The 18,057-nt window shown below is 65.4% G+C and carries 20 protein-coding genes; 6 read left to right on the plus strand and 14 right to left on the minus strand.

Annotation, left to right across the window (positions count from 1 at the left end):
• Positions 1-4: 4 nt before the first annotated feature.
• Entirely contained in the window at positions 5-178 is a 174-nt protein-coding gene (locus Q7V45_RS27060; RefSeq protein WP_370692621.1) for a MarC family protein, read from the plus strand.
• A gap of 4 nt (positions 179-182) precedes the next feature.
• On the opposite strand, the gene Q7V45_RS16795 is transcribed toward Q7V45_RS27060, so the two are convergent.
• From Q7V45_RS16795 to Q7V45_RS16820, 6 genes are all read right to left on the minus strand, one after another.
• On the minus strand, positions 183-2,309 hold the full coding sequence (locus tag Q7V45_RS16795) for an adenylate/guanylate cyclase domain-containing protein (protein WP_304854105.1): 2,127 nt from the start codon (positions 2,307-2,309) through the stop codon (positions 183-185).
• Between the two features lie 12 nt (positions 2,310-2,321).
• Positions 2,322-3,056, minus strand: coding sequence for an RraA family protein (locus Q7V45_RS16800; protein ID WP_304854107.1), 735 nt, complete (start codon positions 3,054-3,056; stop codon positions 2,322-2,324).
• A gap of 75 nt (positions 3,057-3,131) precedes the next feature.
• A complete protein-coding gene (locus Q7V45_RS16805; protein ID WP_304854109.1) occupies positions 3,132-4,061 on the minus strand; it encodes a branched-chain amino acid ABC transporter permease in 930 nt (309 codons plus the stop codon).
• Positions 4,058-4,939 (minus strand): branched-chain amino acid ABC transporter permease, encoded by an 882-nt coding sequence (locus tag Q7V45_RS16810; protein ID WP_304854111.1) that lies wholly within the window; start codon positions 4,937-4,939, stop codon positions 4,058-4,060. Before Q7V45_RS16810 ends, Q7V45_RS16805 begins: the two co-directional genes overlap by 4 nt.
• Before the next feature lie 6 nt (positions 4,940-4,945).
• Positions 4,946-5,650 (minus strand): ABC transporter ATP-binding protein, encoded by a 705-nt coding sequence (locus tag Q7V45_RS16815; RefSeq protein ID WP_304854113.1) that lies wholly within the window; start codon positions 5,648-5,650, stop codon positions 4,946-4,948.
• Positions 5,643-6,401, minus strand: a complete 759-nt coding sequence (locus tag Q7V45_RS16820) for an ABC transporter ATP-binding protein (protein WP_304854115.1) — start codon at positions 6,399-6,401, stop codon at positions 5,643-5,645. The genes Q7V45_RS16815 and Q7V45_RS16820 overlap by 8 nt, the downstream gene beginning before the upstream one ends.
• A 124-nt stretch (positions 6,402-6,525) precedes the next feature.
• On the opposite strand from Q7V45_RS16820, the gene Q7V45_RS16825 reads away from it, so the two are divergent.
• From Q7V45_RS16825 to Q7V45_RS16840, 4 genes are all read left to right on the plus strand, one after another.
• Entirely contained in the window at positions 6,526-7,752 is a 1,227-nt protein-coding gene (locus tag Q7V45_RS16825; RefSeq protein WP_370692616.1) for an ABC transporter substrate-binding protein, read from the plus strand.
• A 148-nt stretch (positions 7,753-7,900) separates the two neighbouring features.
• Entirely contained in the window at positions 7,901-9,190 is a 1,290-nt protein-coding gene (locus Q7V45_RS16830; protein ID WP_304854117.1) for an MFS transporter, read from the plus strand.
• A 71-nt stretch (positions 9,191-9,261) separates the two neighbouring features.
• Entirely contained in the window at positions 9,262-9,495 is a 234-nt protein-coding gene (locus Q7V45_RS16835; RefSeq protein ID WP_304854119.1) for a hypothetical protein, read from the plus strand.
• Positions 9,474-10,148, plus strand: coding sequence for an MFS transporter (locus Q7V45_RS16840; RefSeq protein WP_304854121.1), 675 nt, complete (start codon positions 9,474-9,476; stop codon positions 10,146-10,148). The genes Q7V45_RS16835 and Q7V45_RS16840 overlap by 22 nt, the downstream gene beginning before the upstream one ends.
• 6 nt (positions 10,149-10,154) lie before the next feature.
• On the opposite strand, the gene Q7V45_RS16845 is transcribed toward Q7V45_RS16840, so the two are convergent.
• On the minus strand, positions 10,155-11,039 hold the full coding sequence (locus tag Q7V45_RS16845) for a TauD/TfdA family dioxygenase (protein ID WP_304854122.1): 885 nt from the start codon (positions 11,037-11,039) through the stop codon (positions 10,155-10,157).
• Between the two features lie 16 nt (positions 11,040-11,055).
• Positions 11,056-12,036 carry a tripartite tricarboxylate transporter substrate binding protein gene (locus Q7V45_RS16850; protein ID WP_304854123.1) on the minus strand — a complete coding sequence of 327 codons (981 nt, stop codon included), beginning with the start codon at positions 12,034-12,036 and terminating at the stop codon, positions 11,056-11,058.
• 118 nt (positions 12,037-12,154) lie between these two features.
• On the opposite strand from Q7V45_RS16850, the gene Q7V45_RS16855 reads away from it, so the two are divergent.
• On the plus strand, positions 12,155-13,054 hold the full coding sequence (locus tag Q7V45_RS16855) for a LysR family transcriptional regulator (RefSeq protein ID WP_304854124.1): 900 nt from the start codon (positions 12,155-12,157) through the stop codon (positions 13,052-13,054).
• A gap of 34 nt (positions 13,055-13,088) precedes the next feature.
• Here the strand turns inward: Q7V45_RS16855 and Q7V45_RS16860 are convergent, their stop codons facing one another.
• From Q7V45_RS16860 to Q7V45_RS16885, 6 genes are all read right to left on the minus strand, one after another.
• Positions 13,089-14,450: an ABC transporter substrate-binding protein gene (locus tag Q7V45_RS16860; protein ID WP_304854125.1), complete on the minus strand. Its 1,362-nt coding sequence runs from the start codon at positions 14,448-14,450 to the stop codon at positions 13,089-13,091.
• A 37-nt stretch (positions 14,451-14,487) separates the two neighbouring features.
• Entirely contained in the window at positions 14,488-15,297 is an 810-nt protein-coding gene (locus Q7V45_RS16865; protein WP_304854126.1) for an alpha/beta fold hydrolase, read from the minus strand.
• Between the two features lie 2 nt (positions 15,298-15,299).
• Complete coding sequence (locus Q7V45_RS16870; protein WP_304854128.1) at positions 15,300-16,274, minus strand: tripartite tricarboxylate transporter substrate binding protein; 975 nt, start codon at positions 16,272-16,274, stop codon at positions 15,300-15,302.
• A 153-nt stretch (positions 16,275-16,427) separates the two neighbouring features.
• The gene (locus Q7V45_RS16875; RefSeq protein WP_295139782.1) at positions 16,428-16,754 is read right to left on the minus strand and encodes an NIPSNAP family protein; all 327 of its coding nucleotides are present in this window, start codon (positions 16,752-16,754) and stop codon (positions 16,428-16,430) included.
• A gap of 11 nt (positions 16,755-16,765) precedes the next feature.
• On the minus strand, positions 16,766-17,653 hold the full coding sequence (locus Q7V45_RS16880; protein WP_304854131.1) for an MBL fold metallo-hydrolase: 888 nt from the start codon (positions 17,651-17,653) through the stop codon (positions 16,766-16,768).
• A 72-nt stretch (positions 17,654-17,725) separates the two neighbouring features.
• The gene (locus tag Q7V45_RS16885; RefSeq protein ID WP_304854132.1) at positions 17,726-18,034 is read right to left on the minus strand and encodes a hypothetical protein; all 309 of its coding nucleotides are present in this window, start codon (positions 18,032-18,034) and stop codon (positions 17,726-17,728) included.
• Between the last annotated feature and the right edge of the window lie 23 nt (positions 18,035-18,057).

Raw genomic sequence — 18,057 nt, forward strand, 5'->3', positions numbered from 1 at the left:
GATCCTGGCGCTCTGCCTCTGCCTGCTCTTCGCCGTCTACGCCCTCGCGGGCACCTTGTTCCGCCTGCTCGGAAAGGCAGGCATCGAGATCGTGACCCGCGTGTTCGGCCTCATCCTGTGCAGCATCGCCGTCACCGGCCTAGTGATCGCGACCAAGCTGAGCTTCGGCCTCGGCTGAAGCGTCAGAGGCGCAAGACCCAGGCCTCGACGTTGCCCTTGCCCTTGACCTCGATTTCGCCGCGCGATTCGAAGACGAACTGGTCTTTCAGCTTTTCGTAGACCGGACGCGTGACCTGCACCGAATCCGGGATGCCGCCCGATTCCATTCGGCTCGCCAGGTTCACCGTGTCGCCCCACAGGTCGTAGATGTACTTGCTCTTGCCGATGACACCGGCCACGACCGGGCCGCTGTTGATGCCGACGCGCAGCTTCATCGACACGCCGTGCTCCATCGCGTGCTCACGCGTGATGTGCACCATGCGGATGGCCATGCGCACCATGCGTTCGGCATGGTTGGGCACCGGAACGGGCAGGCCGCAAACCGCCATGTAGGCATCGCCGACGGTCTTGATCTTCTCGATGCCCAGTTCGCTCGCCGCGACGTCGAAGCGCGTGAACAGACCGTTGAGCAGAGTGACCACCTCGGCCGGCGGCATCTCCGACGACAGGGCCGTGAATCCCACCAGATCGGCGAAGGCCACCGTGACCTCGGCGAAGCCATCGGCGATGCCCTTCTCACCTCCGCGCAGACGGTTGGCGATCGGGGCCGGCAGCACGTTGAGCAGGAGCTCCTCGTTCTCGCGGTTCTTGGTCTCGATGACGACGTTCTTCTGGTTGATGTCGTCGATCATTCCGTTGAAGGCGAGACAGAGCTGGCCGATCTCGTCGCGCGTCCGCACCGTCACGTGCGCGTCGTGGTCGCCCGCCGCGAAACGGCGCACGCCGGCGGTGAGTTCGCGCAACGGGCCGAGGAGCGAGCGTGAGAGCCAGGCCCCCGTCACCACCACCACAAGGAAGGCGATCGCCCCGACGATCAACAGGTCGCGTTCCAGGCGGTACACCGGCTCGAACGCTTCCGAACTGTCGATCTTGGCGACGAGGCCCCATTTGATGCCGGTAATCCGGACAGGCCCCCAGGACGCGAGCGTGGAAACACCGCGATAGCCGAGAATTTCACCGATCCCGTCGACCCCGCCAATCGCGGCACGCGTTGCTGCGGTATCCGCATGCTGGTGCAGGATGGGCGAACCGTAACGCTTGATGGCAGCGATGTCCTCGTCGGAGGCGCCCCCGGCCTTCAGATCGGAAAAATAGGCAGCGGGATTCTCGAAGAAATTGCGGCCGCTCGACCGTACCAGGAAATCCGGGCCGACCAGGTAGGCCTCGCCGGTCGCCCCGAACCCCTCGTTGCGCCAGCGTCGACCACCGGTGATGATGGCATCGATCTCGTCGACCGAAAGCTCCGCGACCAGCACACCCGTCACGACCCCCTGGTCGATGATCGGGGCGGTCATGAAGGCCTCGGGAGCGCCGTTCGACGGCAGGTAGGGCGAGAAGTCCTCGAGGCACGTGGCCGACGGATCGGGGGCTGTGGCGCAGCGGGCAGCCGCAGCGGCCAGGTTGGAGTGCCGATAGGGACCGGCGCGCAGCGACGTGGCGAAATCGGCATCCTTGTCGACGGTGTAGATCAGGCGGCCGGTGCGGGGGTCGACGATCATGAAATCCTCGAAACCCACCGTGGCGGCCGCGGTCCGCATCAACGGATGGTACACCGCATGGACCTTGCTGTAGGCGCCGCCGTCTCCGGCATCGTCCAGGAGATCCCGCCGCCCGTCGGGATGCGGATTCCTGACGATGTAGAGGTCCTGCAGGAAATACGAGGCCGGGCTGGAGGGCATGAATTCGCTGGCAGGCACGTCCGTGCCGAGCAGCCTGCGTACCATCGGGATGTAGTGGCCATCGTACCAGCCGTGCACGCTCTCCTTCACCTCGGGAGGCACCGGCTTCTTGTCGAACTCGTCGACGGCGTCTCGGAAACCGCGCGTAGCGTCGACGACCATCTTCGAGGCCGCGAGCAGGCGCACTTCGTTCCGCACGGTGCGGAAATAGGACTCGACCTGATGGGCCTTGGTCTCGCGGGCCGCCGTGAGCTGGGCGAAGATCGCGCGCTCCAGCGCTTCGCGTGCGCGAATGTAGCCCAGGACGCCGGTGATCATCACCGCCACGGCGCCGAGCAGCAGCAGGATCGCGAACAGCTTGGCCGCCAGGCCCCAGCGTACGGGCCGTGGCTCGGCGACGATCTCCGTCATCGGAGAGCGCCCCTATCCCTTCTTGGCGCCGTAGGTCCCGCCGGAGTTGATCGCGCGGATCTCGGCCGCGGACTTGGCCTTGCGCATCTTCTCGAGCTTGTCGGCCTCATCGGCCAGCATCGCCTGGGCGTTCTTCAGCACCGCGCGGGCGTGCTGGGCGGGGAACTTCACCGCGCCGTTCTCGTCCATGTGGATCAGCTCGCCGGGCGCCACGTCCATGCCGCCGATCGACACCGGCGCGTTGACCGACTGCACCGCCATCTCGCCATGGCCGGCCGTGACGCCGCCCAGCAGCATCTGGAACTTCATGCGGCGGATCGCGTCGACGTCGCGCGAGGGGCCGTTGGAGATCAGGCCGACGCAGCCGACCGCCTGCATCGAGGTCGTCATCATCTCGCCGGCGAGGCCCGCCTTGTTCATCAGCTCGGGTGGCCACTTCTGCTGGATGACCAGGATGGTCGGCTTCTTCATGGCATCGAGCGCATCGACCACGTCCATGAAGGTCAGCCGGCCGGCGAAGTTCGGATCGGGCAGGCCGTACACGCAGGTCACCGCATAGCCGATGATGGCGCCCATCTCCGGGTACATGCAGCGGATCGACGTGTCGGTGTACCAGTTCTCGGTCCAGGGATTGTAGAGGCCGAGGCAGAGGGGGTTCTTCGGATAGGTCGCGACCACGTTGGTGATGGTCGGCGTGTCGATCTTGCGCAGCTCGGCGAACAGCTGGTCTTCGGAAAGCTCGGTCATGTCGATGGTTTCCCCCTGGATACGAGCCCGTTCTTCGCGCGAATGGGTGCGGCGGGCAAGACCCGCCCGCCTCGCTCAGCCTGCCCGCCGTCGCTTCCACCACTCCGCAAGCTCGCCCACCACGCCCTTGCGGAAGGCGAGCACGATGACCACGAAGATCGCGCCCTGGATCACCAGGACGAACTCGCCGGTCGCGGCGAGGTAGTTCTGCATCGTGATGATGATGAAGGCGCCGACCACCGGACCGATGATCGTGCCCAGGCCGCCCACCAGCGCCATCAGCACGACCTCGCCCGAGGTCGATGCCGCGACGTCCGTCAGAGTGGCGAACTGCTGGACCATCGCCTTGGTGGCCCCCGCCAGTCCCGCAAGTCCCGCAGACAGCACGAAGGCCAGCAGCTTGTAGCGGTCGGCTTCGTAGCCCAGCGAGAGCGCGCGCTGCTCGTTGTCGCGAATCGCCTTCAGCACCTGTCCAAACGGCGAATAGATGACGCGATAGATGGTGGCGTAACCGAACAGGAAGATCGCCAGCACGACGTAGTACAGGACCTTGTCGTCCTTGATCGGGATCAGTCCGCCGAGCAGCGCCTTGCGAGGGATGCCCTGCAGGCCATCCTCGCCGCCGGTGAACGGCGCCTGGATGCAGAAGAAGTAGACCATCTGAGCGAAGGCGAGCGTGATCATGGCGAAGTAGATGCCCTGGCGACGGATCGCCAGCGCACCGGTCACGAGCCCCAGCAGCGCGGCGCCGGCCACGCCGGCCAGCAGGCCGAGTTCGGGCGCCATGTCCCAGGCCTTCACGACATGGCCGTAGAAGTAGCCCGCCATGCCGAAGAACATGGCGTGGCCGAAGCTCATGAGGCCGGCATAGCCCAGCAGCAGGTTGAAGGCGCAGGCAAACAGCGCGAAGCACAGCGCCTTCATCAGGAACACGGGATAGGCAAAGGTCGGTGCGACCAGCGCCAACACGATCAGGAGGGCGTATCCTACGCGCTGAGTGGTCATTTGGTCTGCCCGAACAGGCCGGCCGGCTTGATCAGCAGGACGAGCGCCATGACAACGAAGATCACCGTGTTGGAGGCCGGCGGATAGAACACCTTGGTCAAGCCCTCGATCAGGCCGAGGCCGAAGCCGGTCACGATCGAGCCCATGATCGAGCCCATGCCCCCGATCACCACGACCGCGAAGACGACCAGCACGAGATTGACGCCCATCAGGGCCGAGACCTGCTGGATGGGCGCTGCCAACACGCCGGCCAGCGCCGCCAGCCCCACGCCCAGCCCGTAGGTGAGCGTGATCAGCCGCGGCACGTTGATGCCGAAGGCCCGGACCAGCGTCGGGTTCTCGGTGGCCGCGCGCAGATAGGCGCCGAGCCTGGTGCGCTCGATGCCGTACCAGGTGGCGAGGCAGATCACGAGCGCCGCCACTACGACGAAGGCGCGATAGGTCGGCAGGAACATGAAGCCGAGATTGAAGCCGCCCGGAATCGGATTGGGATAGGGCGCGCCCGACGAGCCCCACTTCCACTGGAACAGGCCTTCGATCACGAGAGCCAGGCCGAACGTCAGCAGGAAGCCGTAGAGATGGTCGAGATGGTAGATGCGTTTCAGCAGGACCTTCTCGAGGACGATGCCGAACAGCCCGACGATCACCGGCGCGACGACGAGCGAGACCCAGAACGGTATGCCGAGTATGCCCAGCAGCAGCCAGGCCGCGAAGGCGCCCATCATGTACTGCGCGCCATGGGTGAAGTTGATGACGTTCAGCATGCCGAAGATCACCGCGAGGCCGAGACTGAGCATCGCGTAGAAGGCGCCGTTGATGAGACCGAGCAAGAGCTGACCGAACAGGGCCTGGGGAGGAATGCCTAAGAGTTCGAACATGCGGCCTTACACTCCCAGATAGGTCTGCAGCTTGCCGATACTCTGCTGGACATCGCTCGAAGCAACCATATCGACCACATGGCCGTCCTCCATCACGTAGTGACGGTCCGCGACGGTCGCGGCGAAATGGAAGTTCTGCTCGACCAGCAGGATGGTGAAGCCCCGGCTCTTGAGCTGCCGGATGATCTCGCCGATGCGCTGGACGATGACCGGCGCCAACCCCTCGGTCGGCTCGTCGAGCAGCAGCAGGTCCGCGCCGGTGCGCAGGATGCGGCCGATGGCCAGCATCTGCTGCTCGCCGCCCGACAGTTTCGTGCCCTGGCTGTATCGCCGCTCCAGCAGGTTGGGAAAGAGCCTGTAGATTTCCTCGATGCTGAGCCCGCCCGGCTTGACGATCGGCGGCAGGCGCAGGTTTTCGTCGACGTTCAGGCTGGAGAAAATGCCCCGCTCCTCGGGGCAGTAGGCGATACCCAGCCGCGCGATGTGATCCGACGACATACCGATCGTTTCCTTGCTGTCGAAGGCGATCGAGCCGGTGCGCTTGCCCAGGATGCCCATGATCGAGCGCAGGGTCGTCGTCTTGCCGGCGCCGTTGCGCCCCAGCAGGGTGACGAGCTCGCCGCGGCGGATCTCGAAGTCGACACCGTGCAGGATGTGCGACTCGCCGTACCAGGCCTGGAGGCCGGCAACTTTCAACAATGTCTCAGCCATGACCGGTTCCGACATAAGCCTCGATGACGGCGGGATGCTTGGACACCGTGGCATACGGCCCCTCGGCGAGCACCTCGCCGCGCGCCAGCACGGTGATCGTGTCCGAGAGGTCGGCGACGACGGACATGTTGTGCTCGACCATCAGGACGGTGCGGTCCCGGGCGACGGTGCGGATCAGCGCGGCGATGCGCTTGATGTCTTCCTGGCCGAGACCGGCCATCGGCTCGTCGAGCAGCATCATCTCGGGTTCGAGCGCCAGGGTCGTGGCGATCTCCAGCGCGCGTTTGCGGCCATAGGGAAGATCGACGGCCTGCGCCTCCGCGAAGTCGGCGAGGCCTACGGCCGCCACCAGTTCCATCGCCCGCGCATCGAGGCGCGCGAGCACGCTTTCGGAGCGCCAGAACTGGAAGGAAATCCCGAGCTTGCGCTGCAGGGCGACGCGGACGTTTTCACGCACACTGAGATGGGGAAACACGGCCGAGATCTGGAACGAGCGGGCGAGCCCCATGCGGGCGATCGCCGCCGGCGAACTGCCGGTGATGTTGCGCCCGTTGAAGTGAATCTGGCCCGCGGTCGGGGTCAGGAAGTGAGTCAGGAGGTTGAAACAGGTCGTCTTGCCCGCGCCATTTGGCCCGATCAACGCGTGAATTGTGTGGCGTTTCACGCGCAAATTGACGTTCTTGACCGCGATGAAGCCCTTGAACTCCTTCGTCAGTCCGCTTGCCTCGAGAATTATCTCTTCGCTGGCCATCGCCTCTCCCTGTCACGCGAATAAATCGAAGCTTTGCGCCGCTGTCCAGCACTGGCGTCGGCTTCGACACGCGGATAGATTTCCAAGACTCGAAACGGGGAAAAGCATTGGGAGGATCAAGACCGTGAAGTTCACAACCAGCATCAGGCAGGCCGGAGCGGCGGCCGCCGTCGCCGGTCTCGCCGTCATCGGCCTGGCGACTTATGCCCAGGCCCAGGCGCCCCAGCCGTTGAGGATCGGCGTCATGGAAGGCTTCTCGGGCGTCTACGGCGACCTCACCCAGGGCGAGGTCGAGGCCATCCAGATGGCGATCGACGATTTTGGCGGGAAGGTTCTTGGCCGTCCGATCGAGGTCCTTCAGGCCGACCACCAGACCAAGCCCGACGTCGGCGCGGCGATCGCGCGCAAGTGGTACGACGTCGACGGCGTGAAGATGATCACCGGGATCGGCACCTCGTCGGTGGCGCTGGCCGTCCGCAAGATCGCCCAGGAAAAGGGCATGATCGACATCAACACCGGCGCGGCGTCGGCCGACCTGACCGGCCCCGCCTGCTCGCCGACCGGTGCGCACTGGGTGTACGACACCTATGCGCTGGCGAAGGTGACGGGCGGCGCGGTCGTCAAGGACGGCGGCGACTCCTGGTACTTCCTCACCGCCGACTACGCCTTCGGCCATGCGCTCGAGCGCGACGTGACCGCGGTCGTGACCGGCGCCGGCGGCAAGGTCCTGGGCGGCGTCAGGCATCCGCTCAGCACGCAGGACTTCTCGTCCTTCCTGCTGCAGGCCCAGGCCTCGAAGGCCAAGGTCATCGGCCTCGCCAATGCGGGCCAGGACACGATCAACTCGATCAAGCAGGCCGGCGAATTCGGCATCACCAAGGCCGGCCAGCGCCTCGCCGGGCTGCTGGTCTTCTCGACCGACGTGGCCGCCCTCACTCTGCCGGTGGCACAGGGCCTCGTCCTCACCGAGGCCTTCTACTGGGATCTCAACGACGAGACCCGCGCCTGGACCAAGCGCTTCCGCGCCAAGAAGGACAAGATCCCCAGCATGCTGACGGTCGGCGTCTACAGCTCGACGCTGCACTACCTCAAGGCCGTGCAGGCTGCCGGCACAGACGACCCGAAGGCGGTGATGGCGAAGATGCGGGAGATCCCCGTCAACGACGTCATGACCAAGAACGGCAAGCTGCGCGAGGACGGCCGCCTGGAGCGCGACATGTACCTCTTCCAGGTCAAGACTCCGGCCGAGTCCAAGAGCAAGGACGACATCTACAAGCTGGTCGCCACGGTGCCGGGCAACGAAGCCTTTCGTCCGATGAAGGACGGCAAGTGCCCGTTCGTGAAGAACTGATCACTGTCAGTTACTGATCTTCGAGAAGGGGCGCCTCGGGCGCCCCTTTTTCATGCCCGACGGGACGAAGTCGCTCAGACGGCCATTCCTTGACGAGCCAGACCACATCCCATCTGATGCACCGTAGGAGCAGGGGGAGAAACGTCACGTGGCCGGCCAGGATCGGCCCCTGAAGGGGGCCTGGGGAATCACGTTCCTCATCTTCCTCTTCATGCTCGTGAACTTCGCCGACAAGATGGTGATCGGCCTCGCCGCCAAGCCGATCATGGAGGACCTCGGTCTCACCCCGGAGCAGTTCGGGCTGATCGGCTCGGCGTTCTTCTTCCTCTTCCCCTTCTCGGCCGTCCTGGTCGGCTTCGTCGCCAATCGCCTTCCGGCGCGCAACGCCCTGCTCGCCATGGCGATCTTCTGGTCCCTGCTCCAGTTCCCGATGCTGGGTCTGGTGAGCTTCGAGGTTCTGATCGCCTGCCGAATCCTGCTGGGTGCCGCCGAGGGGCCAGCCAGCCCGGTGGCGACCCACGCGCTCTACAAATGGTTTCCCGATTCGCTGCGCGCCGTCCCCACCGCCGTGGTAGCGCAGGGCTCGGCGATCGGCGTCGTCGTGGCCGTGCCGGCGCTGAACTGGATCATCGTCCACCATTCGTGGCACTGGGCCTTCGGCGCGATCGGCATTGCAGGCCTGCTGTGGAGCGTCCTGTGGTTCTTCTTCGGCCGCGAAGGCACGCTGGTCGACCCTCCGGTCGCGGAACGCGTCGACAGCGAGACCCGCGTGCCGTATCGCGACCTCCTTACCTGCCCCACCATCCTGGCGGCCTGTTGCACGGGCTTCGCCAGCTACTGGGGACTGGCGCTCGGCCTCACCTGGTTCACGCCTTACCTCGTCGATGGGCTGGGCTTTTCCCAGACGCTCGGCGGCAATCTCAGCGTCCTGCCGTGGATCGCCGGCCTGGTGGTCGTGCTCGCCGGCGGCTGGCTCTCGCAGCGGCTGAAGGCCGGCGGCGCCTCGAGCCGGGCCTCCCGCGGCATTCTTGCCTCGGCCGCCGTCATGGTCGGCGGCTGCATCCTGCCGTTCATCGGCTTCACGTCCGCGCCCGACCTCAAGCTCGCAATCCTGATCGCCGGCACCGCGATCGGCAGCACCATCTTCGTCGCCGTGCCCCTGGTGGTGAGCGAGCTGACGCCGCAGTCGCAGCGCGCCGCCATGCTGGCCATCGTGAACTCGATCATGACCCTGGGCGGAGTCGTTGCACCCTTCGCGATGGGCGTGGTGGTGCAGGACGCGGCCACGCGCCTCACCGGCTACGACAACGGCTTCACCATCCTGGGCGGCCTCCTGCTGGCAAGCGGCCTCATCGGCGTGATCTTCATCCGGCCTGAAGCCGATCGCCGGAGACTGGCCGCTCTCGCCGCGCTTCGTCGCACGTCCGGCATTGCTTGACGCTGCGAAGCAACCGCCTGCCGGAAGGAGGTGCGCGGCCGGCCAACAGGATGACCGGGAGAAACACCCACGTGACCGTCCAGGACCGTCCCCTCAAGGGGACCTGGGGCATGACTGCCCTGCTCTTCCTCTTCATGCTGATCAACTTCGCCGACAAGGTCGTCGTCGGATTGGCGGCCGTTCCCCTCACGCGGGATCTCGGCCTGACACCCGAACAGTTCGGCGACATCGGCTCGGCACCCTCGTCGGCCCGCCGGTCAGTACCAGCGGCGGCAACGAACGCGTGCCCTATCGCTACCTGCTGACCTGCCCCACCATCCTTGCCGTCTGTGCCGCGGGCTTCGCCAGCTACTGGGGCCTGGCGCTGGGTCTCACCTGGTTCACGTCGTACCTGGTCGCCGGCCTCGGCTTCAGCCAGAAGCTCGGCGGCAATCTCACCGTGCTGCCGTGGGTCTTCGGCGCCCTTGTCGTGCTGACGGGAGGCTACCTCTCGCAGCGCCTCAAGAGGAAGGGTGTCTCCAGTCGCGTCTGCCGCGGCATGCTGCCGTGTGTCACGATCATCGCCGGCGGGTGCGCCCTCCCGTTCGTCGGTGCCATGCCGAACGACGGTCTCAAGATCGCGTTCCTGGTGTTCGGCTCCGCCATCGGCAGCACGATCTACGTCGTCCTGCCCATGATCATCAGCGAACTCACCCCGCACCCGCAACGTGCCGCGATGCTGGCGATCACCACGTCGGTCGTGACCTTCGCCGGCGTCCTCGCCCCCCGTATCATGGGGTCGATGATCCAGAACGCCGCGACGCCCCTTGCCGGCTACGAACAGGGCTACGTCATTCTCGGCGTGCTGCTTCTCGGCGGCGGCCTCATCGGCCTGCTCTTCATCCGTCCCGAGGCCGACCGAAGGAGACTGGCGGCGCACGCCATCGCCGCCCCGCCGCTGCCGTCCGTACGGGCCTGAAGGCGACTAGAACGGCCGATCGCCCGTGACCGTCACGCGATGGCCGCTGCGCGTGTGGGGCCAGTAGTCCCACATGGCACGATGCTGGGCGCAGCGATTGTCCCAGAAGGCGATCGAGTTTTCGCGCCAGCGGAAGCGGCACTGGAAGAGCGGGTTCTCCATGTGCTGGTAGAGGTAGCGCAGGATGGCGTCGCCCTCGTCGCGCGGCACGCCGAGCAGGCGGCTGGTGAACCCGGCATTGACGTAGAGGCACTTCCGGCCGGTCACCGGATGGGTGCGCACCACCGGATGCTCGGCCCGCGGATACTCGGGCTTGTCGGCCACCCCGATCGGCTTGAACAGGCCGCGATACACCGGCTCGCCGTCGTGCAGGGCGATCATGCCGTCGAGATAGGCCTTCATGCGGTCCGACAGGGCGTCGTAGGCGGCATACATGTTGGCGAACAGCGTGTCGCCGCCGCGCGGCGGGCAGGTCTGGATGTGCAGGATGGAGCCCATCGGCGGCTCGACCTCGCAGCTCACGTCGGTGTGCCAGCCCTCGCCGTTGGCGCGCGGGCTGTTCCTGTCGGAGTGGATGATCATGAATTCCGGCATGCCGGGTTCGTGCGGCGCCGCTGGATGGACGTGCAGGTCGCCGAACAGGCGGCCGAACGACATGTGCTGCTCGGGCGTGAGCACCTGGTCCCGGAAGAAAATGACGAGGTTCTCGGCCAGCGCGCGATGGATCTCGTCCTGCTGGCGGTTAGAGAGCGGCTTGCTGAGATCGACGCCGCCCAGTTCCGCGCCGATGATCGGCGTCAGCTTGTCGACGGTGATCGTCTCGTAAGGCGCGCTTTCATCCGATTTGTAGCGGATACGCGGGCCAGCATTGGCGTTCAGTGAACCTGACATGACTCTCTCCGTTGCCCTATTCGTCGAGTGTGATCTTGTTGTCCTTGATGATCTTCGACCAGACGTCGCCTTCGGTGGCGACGAACCGGTCGAACTGTTCCGCGTTCCAGTCCTTCAGGACGATCCCGAGCTGGTTCGATCGTTCCACGACGACGTCGAACTTGGCGATCTTCCTCATCGCCGCGTTCAACTTGTCGATGATCGGCTTCGGGGTCCCCGCCGGCGCGAACATTCCGTACCAGGCATCGAAGATGAAACCCGGCAGGCCCGCTTCCGCCGTCGTGGGAATGTCGGGGAACGTGGGAAGGCGTGCCTCGCTCGCCAGCGCGAGCGCCTTCACGTTGCCGTTGCGGATGTGCGCCGCGAGCGAGGGTGGGCTCATGACCGCCAGCTCGACCTGACCCGCCACGAGATCGGCGCTCACCGGTCCGGCGCCCTTGTAGGGGATATGGACAAGATCGATGCCGGCCGCCTTGTTCAGCATGACGCCGCCGATATGGGCGACCGAACCAGGCCCGAAGGAGGCATAGTTCAGCTTGCCGGGATTGGCCTTCGCGTAGGCGATGAAGTCCTTCAGGTTGTCGGGCGGTACCTTCTTGGCGATGACGATGAGCTGCGGCGCGATTGCGCCCATGGCGACGCCCGTCAGGTCTTTCGGCGACCAGTTCAGGTTCTTGATCATTGCCGGATTGGCCGAATGGAAGGACGAGTACTGCATCAGCAGCGTGTAGCCGTCCGGCTTGGCCTTCGCGACGAGCGCCGTGGCGATGTTGCCGTTGCCGCCGCCCTTGTTGTCGACGATGACCTGCTGGCCGAACTCCTTGGACAGATGTTCGGCGAACATGCGGCCGACAATGTCGGTGCCGCCGCCCGGCGGGGCGGCGACCACCAGCGTGATCGGCCGGTCGGGATAGGCGCCCTGCGCGTGCGCGCCCGGGCTGGCGATCATCGATCCGGCGGCGGCAGACGCGAGCGACAGGACGTGGCGGCGCTTCATCCCTGAGATCCCTTCCTGATCCGCCCCACGACGGGTGCGGTTGACGCAGCGCTAGCACCGATCCACCCTATGCATGAAGTGCATTGTTTGCAGAGTTATTGCTGAGGATTTCGCAAGAATGGACAAGCGGCTGCTGGAGTCCTTCGTGGCCGTGTATCGGTCGGGGTCCCTCGTGGAGGCGGCCGAACGCCTCAACATTTCGCAATCCGCCCTGTCCCGCCGCGTTACGGAACTGCAGCATCGGCTGGGGCTCGCCCTGTTCGAGCCGTCGGGCCGCGGCATGGCCGCGACCACCGACGCGCACGATCTGCTGCCGCTGGCCTCGTCGGCTCTCGAGAGCATCGCGCGGCTGGAAGCCGCCGCCCGCGCCAACAGCGTGCAGCCCGCCGTCCGGATCACCGTCGCGGCGACGGCGCACACGATCGAGACAGTCGTGGCGCCGGGCATCGCGGATTTCACTCGGGCCAAGCCGCACATCCGTATCGGCGTCATCGAGGCGAGTGGAGTCGATGTCGAAGATCTCGTACTGAGCGGGGACGCGTCGATGGGCATTACAGGCCGCCCCCGCTACGACGCCGGCCTCGTCGATCATCAGATCGCGCGTCTCGATATCCTCGCGGCGTCGCCCAGGCCCTTCAGCGCCGTCGAGCGCAGGAACGGCATCGATCTCCGGGCGCTGTGCGAGCGCGATCTTCTGGCGCTGGACCGCGAGTATCAGTCGCGCCTGACCCTCGACGCGGCGGTGCGGTTACTGTCTCTGTCTCCCAGCATTCGCCATGAGGGCGGTTCGGGAACCGTGATTCTTGCACTGGCTCGGGCCGGCCTCGGCACGGCCGTCATACCGGCGACCACACGCACGGACCTGCACACCGCCAAGATCGTCGCAAACGGCGTCGTTCTTGGCATGGATCTGAGCGCCATCTGGGATCCCGCCCTGCGCTGGTGCGCCGAGGTCGAACAGTTCGCCGACCAGCTCAGGGCCTCCTTCTCGGCCCGCCGCCGCGCGCGGCGGGGCTAACGACGGGACGGAGAGCCCAACCGCGAAGGCAGCTCTACCGGGCCACTTCCTTGATGCGGGCGATCAGCTCGTCGACGGCCTTCTCGACCGACACCTTGTCCGTCACCACGCGGTTCATCGCTTTGGCCCAAACGTTCTCGGCGTCGAGGCGCGCGAATTTCCAGTTCTTCATGAACTCGGAAGGCTGCGGCGACGTCTTGAACTGGTCATACACGGCCCTGCGATGCTTGTCGGCCTGCCAGAACGGACTCTCCTGGCCGGCCTTGGTCACCGGGAACCCGCGGCCCAGGCCGGCCTCGACGTAGGGGCGAAGATTCTCCTCCTCGAGCAGGAACCGCAGGAATTCGCGGGCACGCTTCTTGTTCTTCGATTCCCGGAAGATCACCCCCACCTTGACGATGGTGCGATAGACCATCGGGGTGCCATCGGGTTTCGTGGGGAGACCCGCCGTCGCGATCAGCTCGTCGTAGGCCTTGCGGCCGGCAGCGCGCTCTGCCGGCGTGAGCCGCGGGTTGTTGGCATCGTCGAGCCACTTGGCCGCGATCGCGATCGAATAGTCGTGAGTCATGATCGTCGTGCGATCGTTGAAGGCCACGGCGCCGTCGCCGTCCTTCCAGCCCGTTGACGAAGGCGACGAGCAGCCCCTGGCATAGACGTAGGTGTAGTCGCGCAGGGCGGAGATCAACCCGTCCCGCACCTTGGGATCGTCGACCAGTAGCTTGCCCGACTCGTCGACCAGCTTCACGTTGTAGGCGTCGACCCAGCTCATGAACGACTGGAACGAGTCGGTCGAGTCGACGCCCATCGGCCTCCCGATGCCATAGACGCGGCTGCTGGTCGCCTTGCGATAGGCCGGCTGGACCTTGTCGCACCAGAAGGACCAATAATCCTTCCAGGTCCCGGGAATGTCGTTTTCCTTGTAGCCCGCCGTCGCCAGCATATCCTTCCAGTACGCGACGTGCAGCGCCTGCTGCTTCAGCACGAAACCATAGAAGGCCTTCTTGCTGGCCTTGCCGTCGTAGAGGTACGCGGTCTCTATGGTGGCCGGCAGGAACCGGTCCTTCATCGGCTCGATGACGTCGGAGATGTCTTCGAGCTTGCCGTCGAAGGCCCACTTGGCCGCGATCCGGACGTCGTATGAATAGGCAATGTCAGGCGGCGAACCGGTGTCGAGGGCGGCGACCGTCTTCGGGATCATGTCCTCCGCCGCGTACTGGGAGACGTCGACCTTCACGCCGGTCCTGGCCTCGAACTTCGTGATCGCGGCGAACAGCGCCTCGTCCTCGGCCTTGTAGAAACCCTTGACCCACCAGACGGCGAGCTTCTCCTGGGCGAAGCCCGGGACGGCCGAGAAGGCGATCGCCAACGCCGCGGCGCCAGCCAGAATCCGTCTCATTGCTTCCTCGCTTCAAGGCTGCCTGACGATCCGGGTATCAGTCCGCCTGGCGCGAGTCGAGAAAAGTCCGCAAGGCCTGCGCGCATTGCGCAGCATGCGAGAAGGGCAGGCCATGGCGTGACCTGCCGAAGACATTCAGCTCGCCGTCCGACAGCCCCCTGTGCAGTTCGGCCATGATGCTCACGGGGATGAAAGGACTCCCGTCGGGATGCAGCAGCAGGGTCGGACACTCTATGTCGGCCAGCCGCGGCGTGAGGTCGGTGCCGATGAGCACGCCCAGCGCATTCAGAATGGAGTCCCTCGGCCACTTCTCCTGTTCCGTGGCGAACCACGCGCGGCGCTCGGCTGACAGCGCGTCGTCATGAAAGCGGTCGCGCAGGAAGGCGTCGGACCAGCCCTTCGAGCCGCCTTCATCGAGCTGGCGCCGCCACGCCTCGACCCTCTGGATCGAGGCCCCGACATGAGCGCCGTTGCTGACGGTGAGGGTGGCGATTCTCGCCGGCCGGGCGAGCGCCGCCGCCAGCGCCACCGTCCCGCCGATCGACTCGCCCACGAGATGGAAACGCGCCAGACCGGCCGCATCGGCAATGGCGAACAGATCGTCGACCAGCAGGTCCAGCGACCACTTGAAGTCGGTCGCCGGAATGTTCGAGCGCCCGTAGCCGCGCATATCGAAGGTGAGTAGCCGGTAGGCATCGGCCAGTGCGGGCTGCCACCCCGCCCAGATTCCGGCACTGGCGCCGATCCCGTGATGGAACAGGATCGGCAGCCGTGCCGGTTGCCACGGCGCCACGAGATCCGCGACGTCGTAGTGAAGGGTCCCGTACGGAGTGGCGGCGAGAGGCATCGTCAGTCGGCGCGCATGCCGGCGGCCTTGATGACCTCTTCCCATTTCTTGCGATCGGCCATGATGGTCGCCTTGAACTCGGCCGGCGACCCGATGATCGTATCCATGCCGCTCTCGGCGAAGCGCTTCTGGACGTCCGGCTTGGCGACGGCCGCCCGGAGAGCCTTGTTCCAGAAGTCGACCAGGTCGGCCGGCAGCCCCTTCGAGCCGAACACCCCGAACCAGTTGACCACCTGGAAGCCCGGCAGGAACGACGACATCAACGGCAGGTTGGGAAACATCGGCGAAGGCTTGGGCGAGCCGAAAGCGACGGGAATCAGACCGCCTCCGTTAATCTGTCCCAGGAACTCCGGCATGTTGCCGAACATCATGTCGCAGTTGCCGGAGATCATGTCCTGGATGGCCGGTGCGCCGCCGCGATAAGGCACATGAAGGATGTTGACGCCGGCCATCTTCTTGAAGAGTTCGGCAGCGAGATGCTGCGATGTCCCGTTGCCTGCCGAAGCATAGGTGAGCTTGCCCGGGTTCTTCTTCGCAAAATCGATGATCTCGGGAACCGTGCGATACTTCATGTGCTTGCCGACCACCAGCATGTTGGTGACACCGGCGATGTTGGCGATCGGCGTCAGGTCGGTGTCGACGTTGATCGGCAGCTTCTGCCCCGGCATCACCGGCGAAACGCACATGGCCGCCATGGCGGCGAGTCCGATCGTACGACCGTCCGGCGGGGCATTGGCAACGATCTCGTTGGCGATGAAACCGCTGGCGCCGGTCTTGGTGTCGACGATCACCTTTTGCCCGACTTCAGGGGTCACAGCCTCGGCCACGATGCGGCACAGAAGATCGGCCGTACCGCCCGGCGCGAAGCCGCAGAGAAAACGCACGTCGCCGCTGATCTTCTGCGCAAGGGCCGGCCACCCGGCCAGCGACCCGACCAGTGCCGCCGTACCCGCGGTCGCGAAAGTTCTACGTTGCATTTTTTCATTTTCCTCCCTGTGTTACGAAAAGCCTAGCACACTTCCCGCATAAGCAACCCCTCAGCCACGATCCTCCCGGCACGAAGTCGGGGCGTGCGGCTTTGCCAATCGGGCCCGCCCCACGAAGGGAGCGGGCCCCAGGGCGAGCGTACTCTACTGGACGGACGAGAAGCCCGTCGGCGTCAGCATCTGTACCGAGACGTTCTCGACGATGGCGCCGTCCTTCTCGGTCTCGGCGCGCTTGGCCAGCCATTCCGGATCGGCCGCAAAGGCGTTCCACTTCTTCTCGCGATCGGCCAGCGATTCCCAGGCGAGGAAATAGGTCAGCTCCTGGTTCGACTCGCCGATCAAGGTGGTGAAGAAACCGGCCTGCTTGATGCCGTGCCGCTCCCAGATCTTGAGCGTGATGGTGTTGAACCGGTTGAGCAGCGCCGGCAGACGGCCGGGCACGCACCTGTAGACCCGCATTTCATAGATCATGATCTCTCTCCCTAGAATTGCCCGCCGAAGCGCGGCACGAACCCATCGTCCTTGTGGTCGATGTGGCAGCTGAACGGCGACCCGAAATGGCACGGCATCAGCCGGGCGCCGCTGCCGGCGCAATGTTCCAGCGCCGCGCGCCGGCTCTTGCGGGCGCCCACGGCGTCGGCACAGGCGAAGCTGTTCCATTCGGGATGATAGACCTGCAGCGCGTGATGAAGGATGTCGCCGCAGAACAACGCCTTCTCGCCGCGCGATTCGAACTTGATGGCGATCGTGCCCGGCGTATGTCCCGGAGCCGGTTCGACCCTGAGATTCTCGTCGAGCTGGGCCGCGCCATCGATCATCTGCGTGAGCCCGGCCTCGACCACCGGCAGCACCGAGTCGCGGAAGGAGCCTGCATTGACCGGGCCGGTCGCAGGATCGCTGTCGAGCTTGAGGTAGTGATCGTAATCGGCCCGGCTGAACACGTACTTCGCATTCCTGAACGTCGGCACCCACCGGCCGTTCTCAAGGCGCGTGTTCCAGCCGACATGGTCGACGTGGAGATGCGTGCACATCACCATGTCGATCTGGTCGGGCTCGACGCCGGCCGCCTTCAGCCGCTCGAGATACTTCGTCTCCATCAGGTGCCACTTCGGGCGATGCGGACGCGACTTGTGGTTGCCGACGCAGGTGTCGATCAGGATGGTCTGGCCGCCGATCTTCAGCAGCCAGCTGTGGACGCTGAGCTTCAAGGAGCCCGACGCCTCGTCATAGTGCGCCGGCATAAGCCAGTCTCGGTGACGCTCGACGACGGCGGGATTCCAGTCGGGGAAGAAAGCCTTGGCGTCGAAGTTCGGCTCGTAGCTCTCTTCGATGCGCACGACCGTGCCGGCGCCCAGCTTTACTTCGACCATTCCCAGCCCTCCCCTGTTTGAAGGGGAGACTAGCGTTGCAAGGCAGTTGCGGGAAAGACGCTCGTTTCGCCTCTAGAACGGCAGACGCGCCGCGTCGACACGCTCGATATGCCGGTGCGTCAGCGCCGCGATGACGGCACCACCGAGCGGCGCCACGGCCATCAACGCAATGAAATGGACGCCGAGTAGCCAAGGCTCAAACAGCTGGGGCACGAAATGGCCAACCGTCACGGTCGACACGAAGAAGAGAATGGCGAAGCCGGCACCCGAGAGCAGGCCCCCGAGAGCGACCAAGAGAAAGGAAGCAGTCAGCGAACGACCGATGAGGTAGCTCAGTCCGAAAGCGGCGCCGGCAGCAACAAGTGCGGTAACGGTTTCCATCGTGGTTCTCTCCAATACGCTCT

Source organism: Reyranella sp. (assembly GCF_030651995.1).
Taxonomy (GTDB): Bacteria; Pseudomonadota; Alphaproteobacteria; order Reyranellales; family Reyranellaceae; genus Reyranella.

What these genes read in the sequence shown, in the direction of transcription:
- Q7V45_RS16810 (WP_304854111.1), bottom strand. Translation starts at nt 4,939, where the DNA reads ATGTTCGAACTCTTAGGCATTCCTCCCCAGGCCCTGTTCGGTCAGCTC.
- Q7V45_RS16845 (WP_304854122.1), bottom strand. Translation starts at nt 11,039, where the DNA reads ATGTCAGGTTCACTGAACGCCAATGCTGGCCCGCGTATCCGCTACAAA.
- Q7V45_RS16805 (WP_304854109.1), bottom strand. Translation starts at nt 4,061, where the DNA reads ATGACCACTCAGCGCGTAGGATACGCCCTCCTGATCGTGTTGGCGCTG.
- Q7V45_RS16815 (WP_304854113.1), bottom strand. Translation starts at nt 5,650, where the DNA reads ATGGCTGAGACATTGTTGAAAGTTGCCGGCCTCCAGGCCTGGTACGGC.
- Q7V45_RS16880 (WP_304854131.1), bottom strand. Translation starts at nt 17,653, where the DNA reads ATGGTCGAAGTAAAGCTGGGCGCCGGCACGGTCGTGCGCATCGAAGAG.
- Q7V45_RS16800 (WP_304854107.1), bottom strand. Translation starts at nt 3,056, where the DNA reads ATGACCGAGCTTTCCGAAGACCAGCTGTTCGCCGAGCTGCGCAAGATC.
- Q7V45_RS16795 (WP_304854105.1), bottom strand. Translation starts at nt 2,309, where the DNA reads ATGACGGAGATCGTCGCCGAGCCACGGCCCGTACGCTGGGGCCTGGCG.
- Q7V45_RS16885 (WP_304854132.1), bottom strand. Translation starts at nt 18,034, where the DNA reads ATGGAAACCGTTACCGCACTTGTTGCTGCCGGCGCCGCTTTCGGACTG.
- Q7V45_RS16860 (WP_304854125.1), bottom strand. Translation starts at nt 14,450, where the DNA reads ATGAGACGGATTCTGGCTGGCGCCGCGGCGTTGGCGATCGCCTTCTCG.
- Q7V45_RS16855 (WP_304854124.1), top strand. Translation starts at nt 12,155, where the DNA reads ATGGACAAGCGGCTGCTGGAGTCCTTCGTGGCCGTGTATCGGTCGGGG.
- Q7V45_RS16875 (WP_295139782.1), bottom strand. Translation starts at nt 16,754, where the DNA reads ATGATCTATGAAATGCGGGTCTACAGGTGCGTGCCCGGCCGTCTGCCG.
- Q7V45_RS16820 (WP_304854115.1), bottom strand. Translation starts at nt 6,401, where the DNA reads ATGGCCAGCGAAGAGATAATTCTCGAGGCAAGCGGACTGACGAAGGAG.
- Q7V45_RS16850 (WP_304854123.1), bottom strand. Translation starts at nt 12,036, where the DNA reads ATGAAGCGCCGCCACGTCCTGTCGCTCGCGTCTGCCGCCGCCGGATCG.
- Q7V45_RS16870 (WP_304854128.1), bottom strand. Translation starts at nt 16,274, where the DNA reads ATGCAACGTAGAACTTTCGCGACCGCGGGTACGGCGGCACTGGTCGGG.
- Q7V45_RS16865 (WP_304854126.1), bottom strand. Translation starts at nt 15,297, where the DNA reads ATGCCTCTCGCCGCCACTCCGTACGGGACCCTTCACTACGACGTCGCG.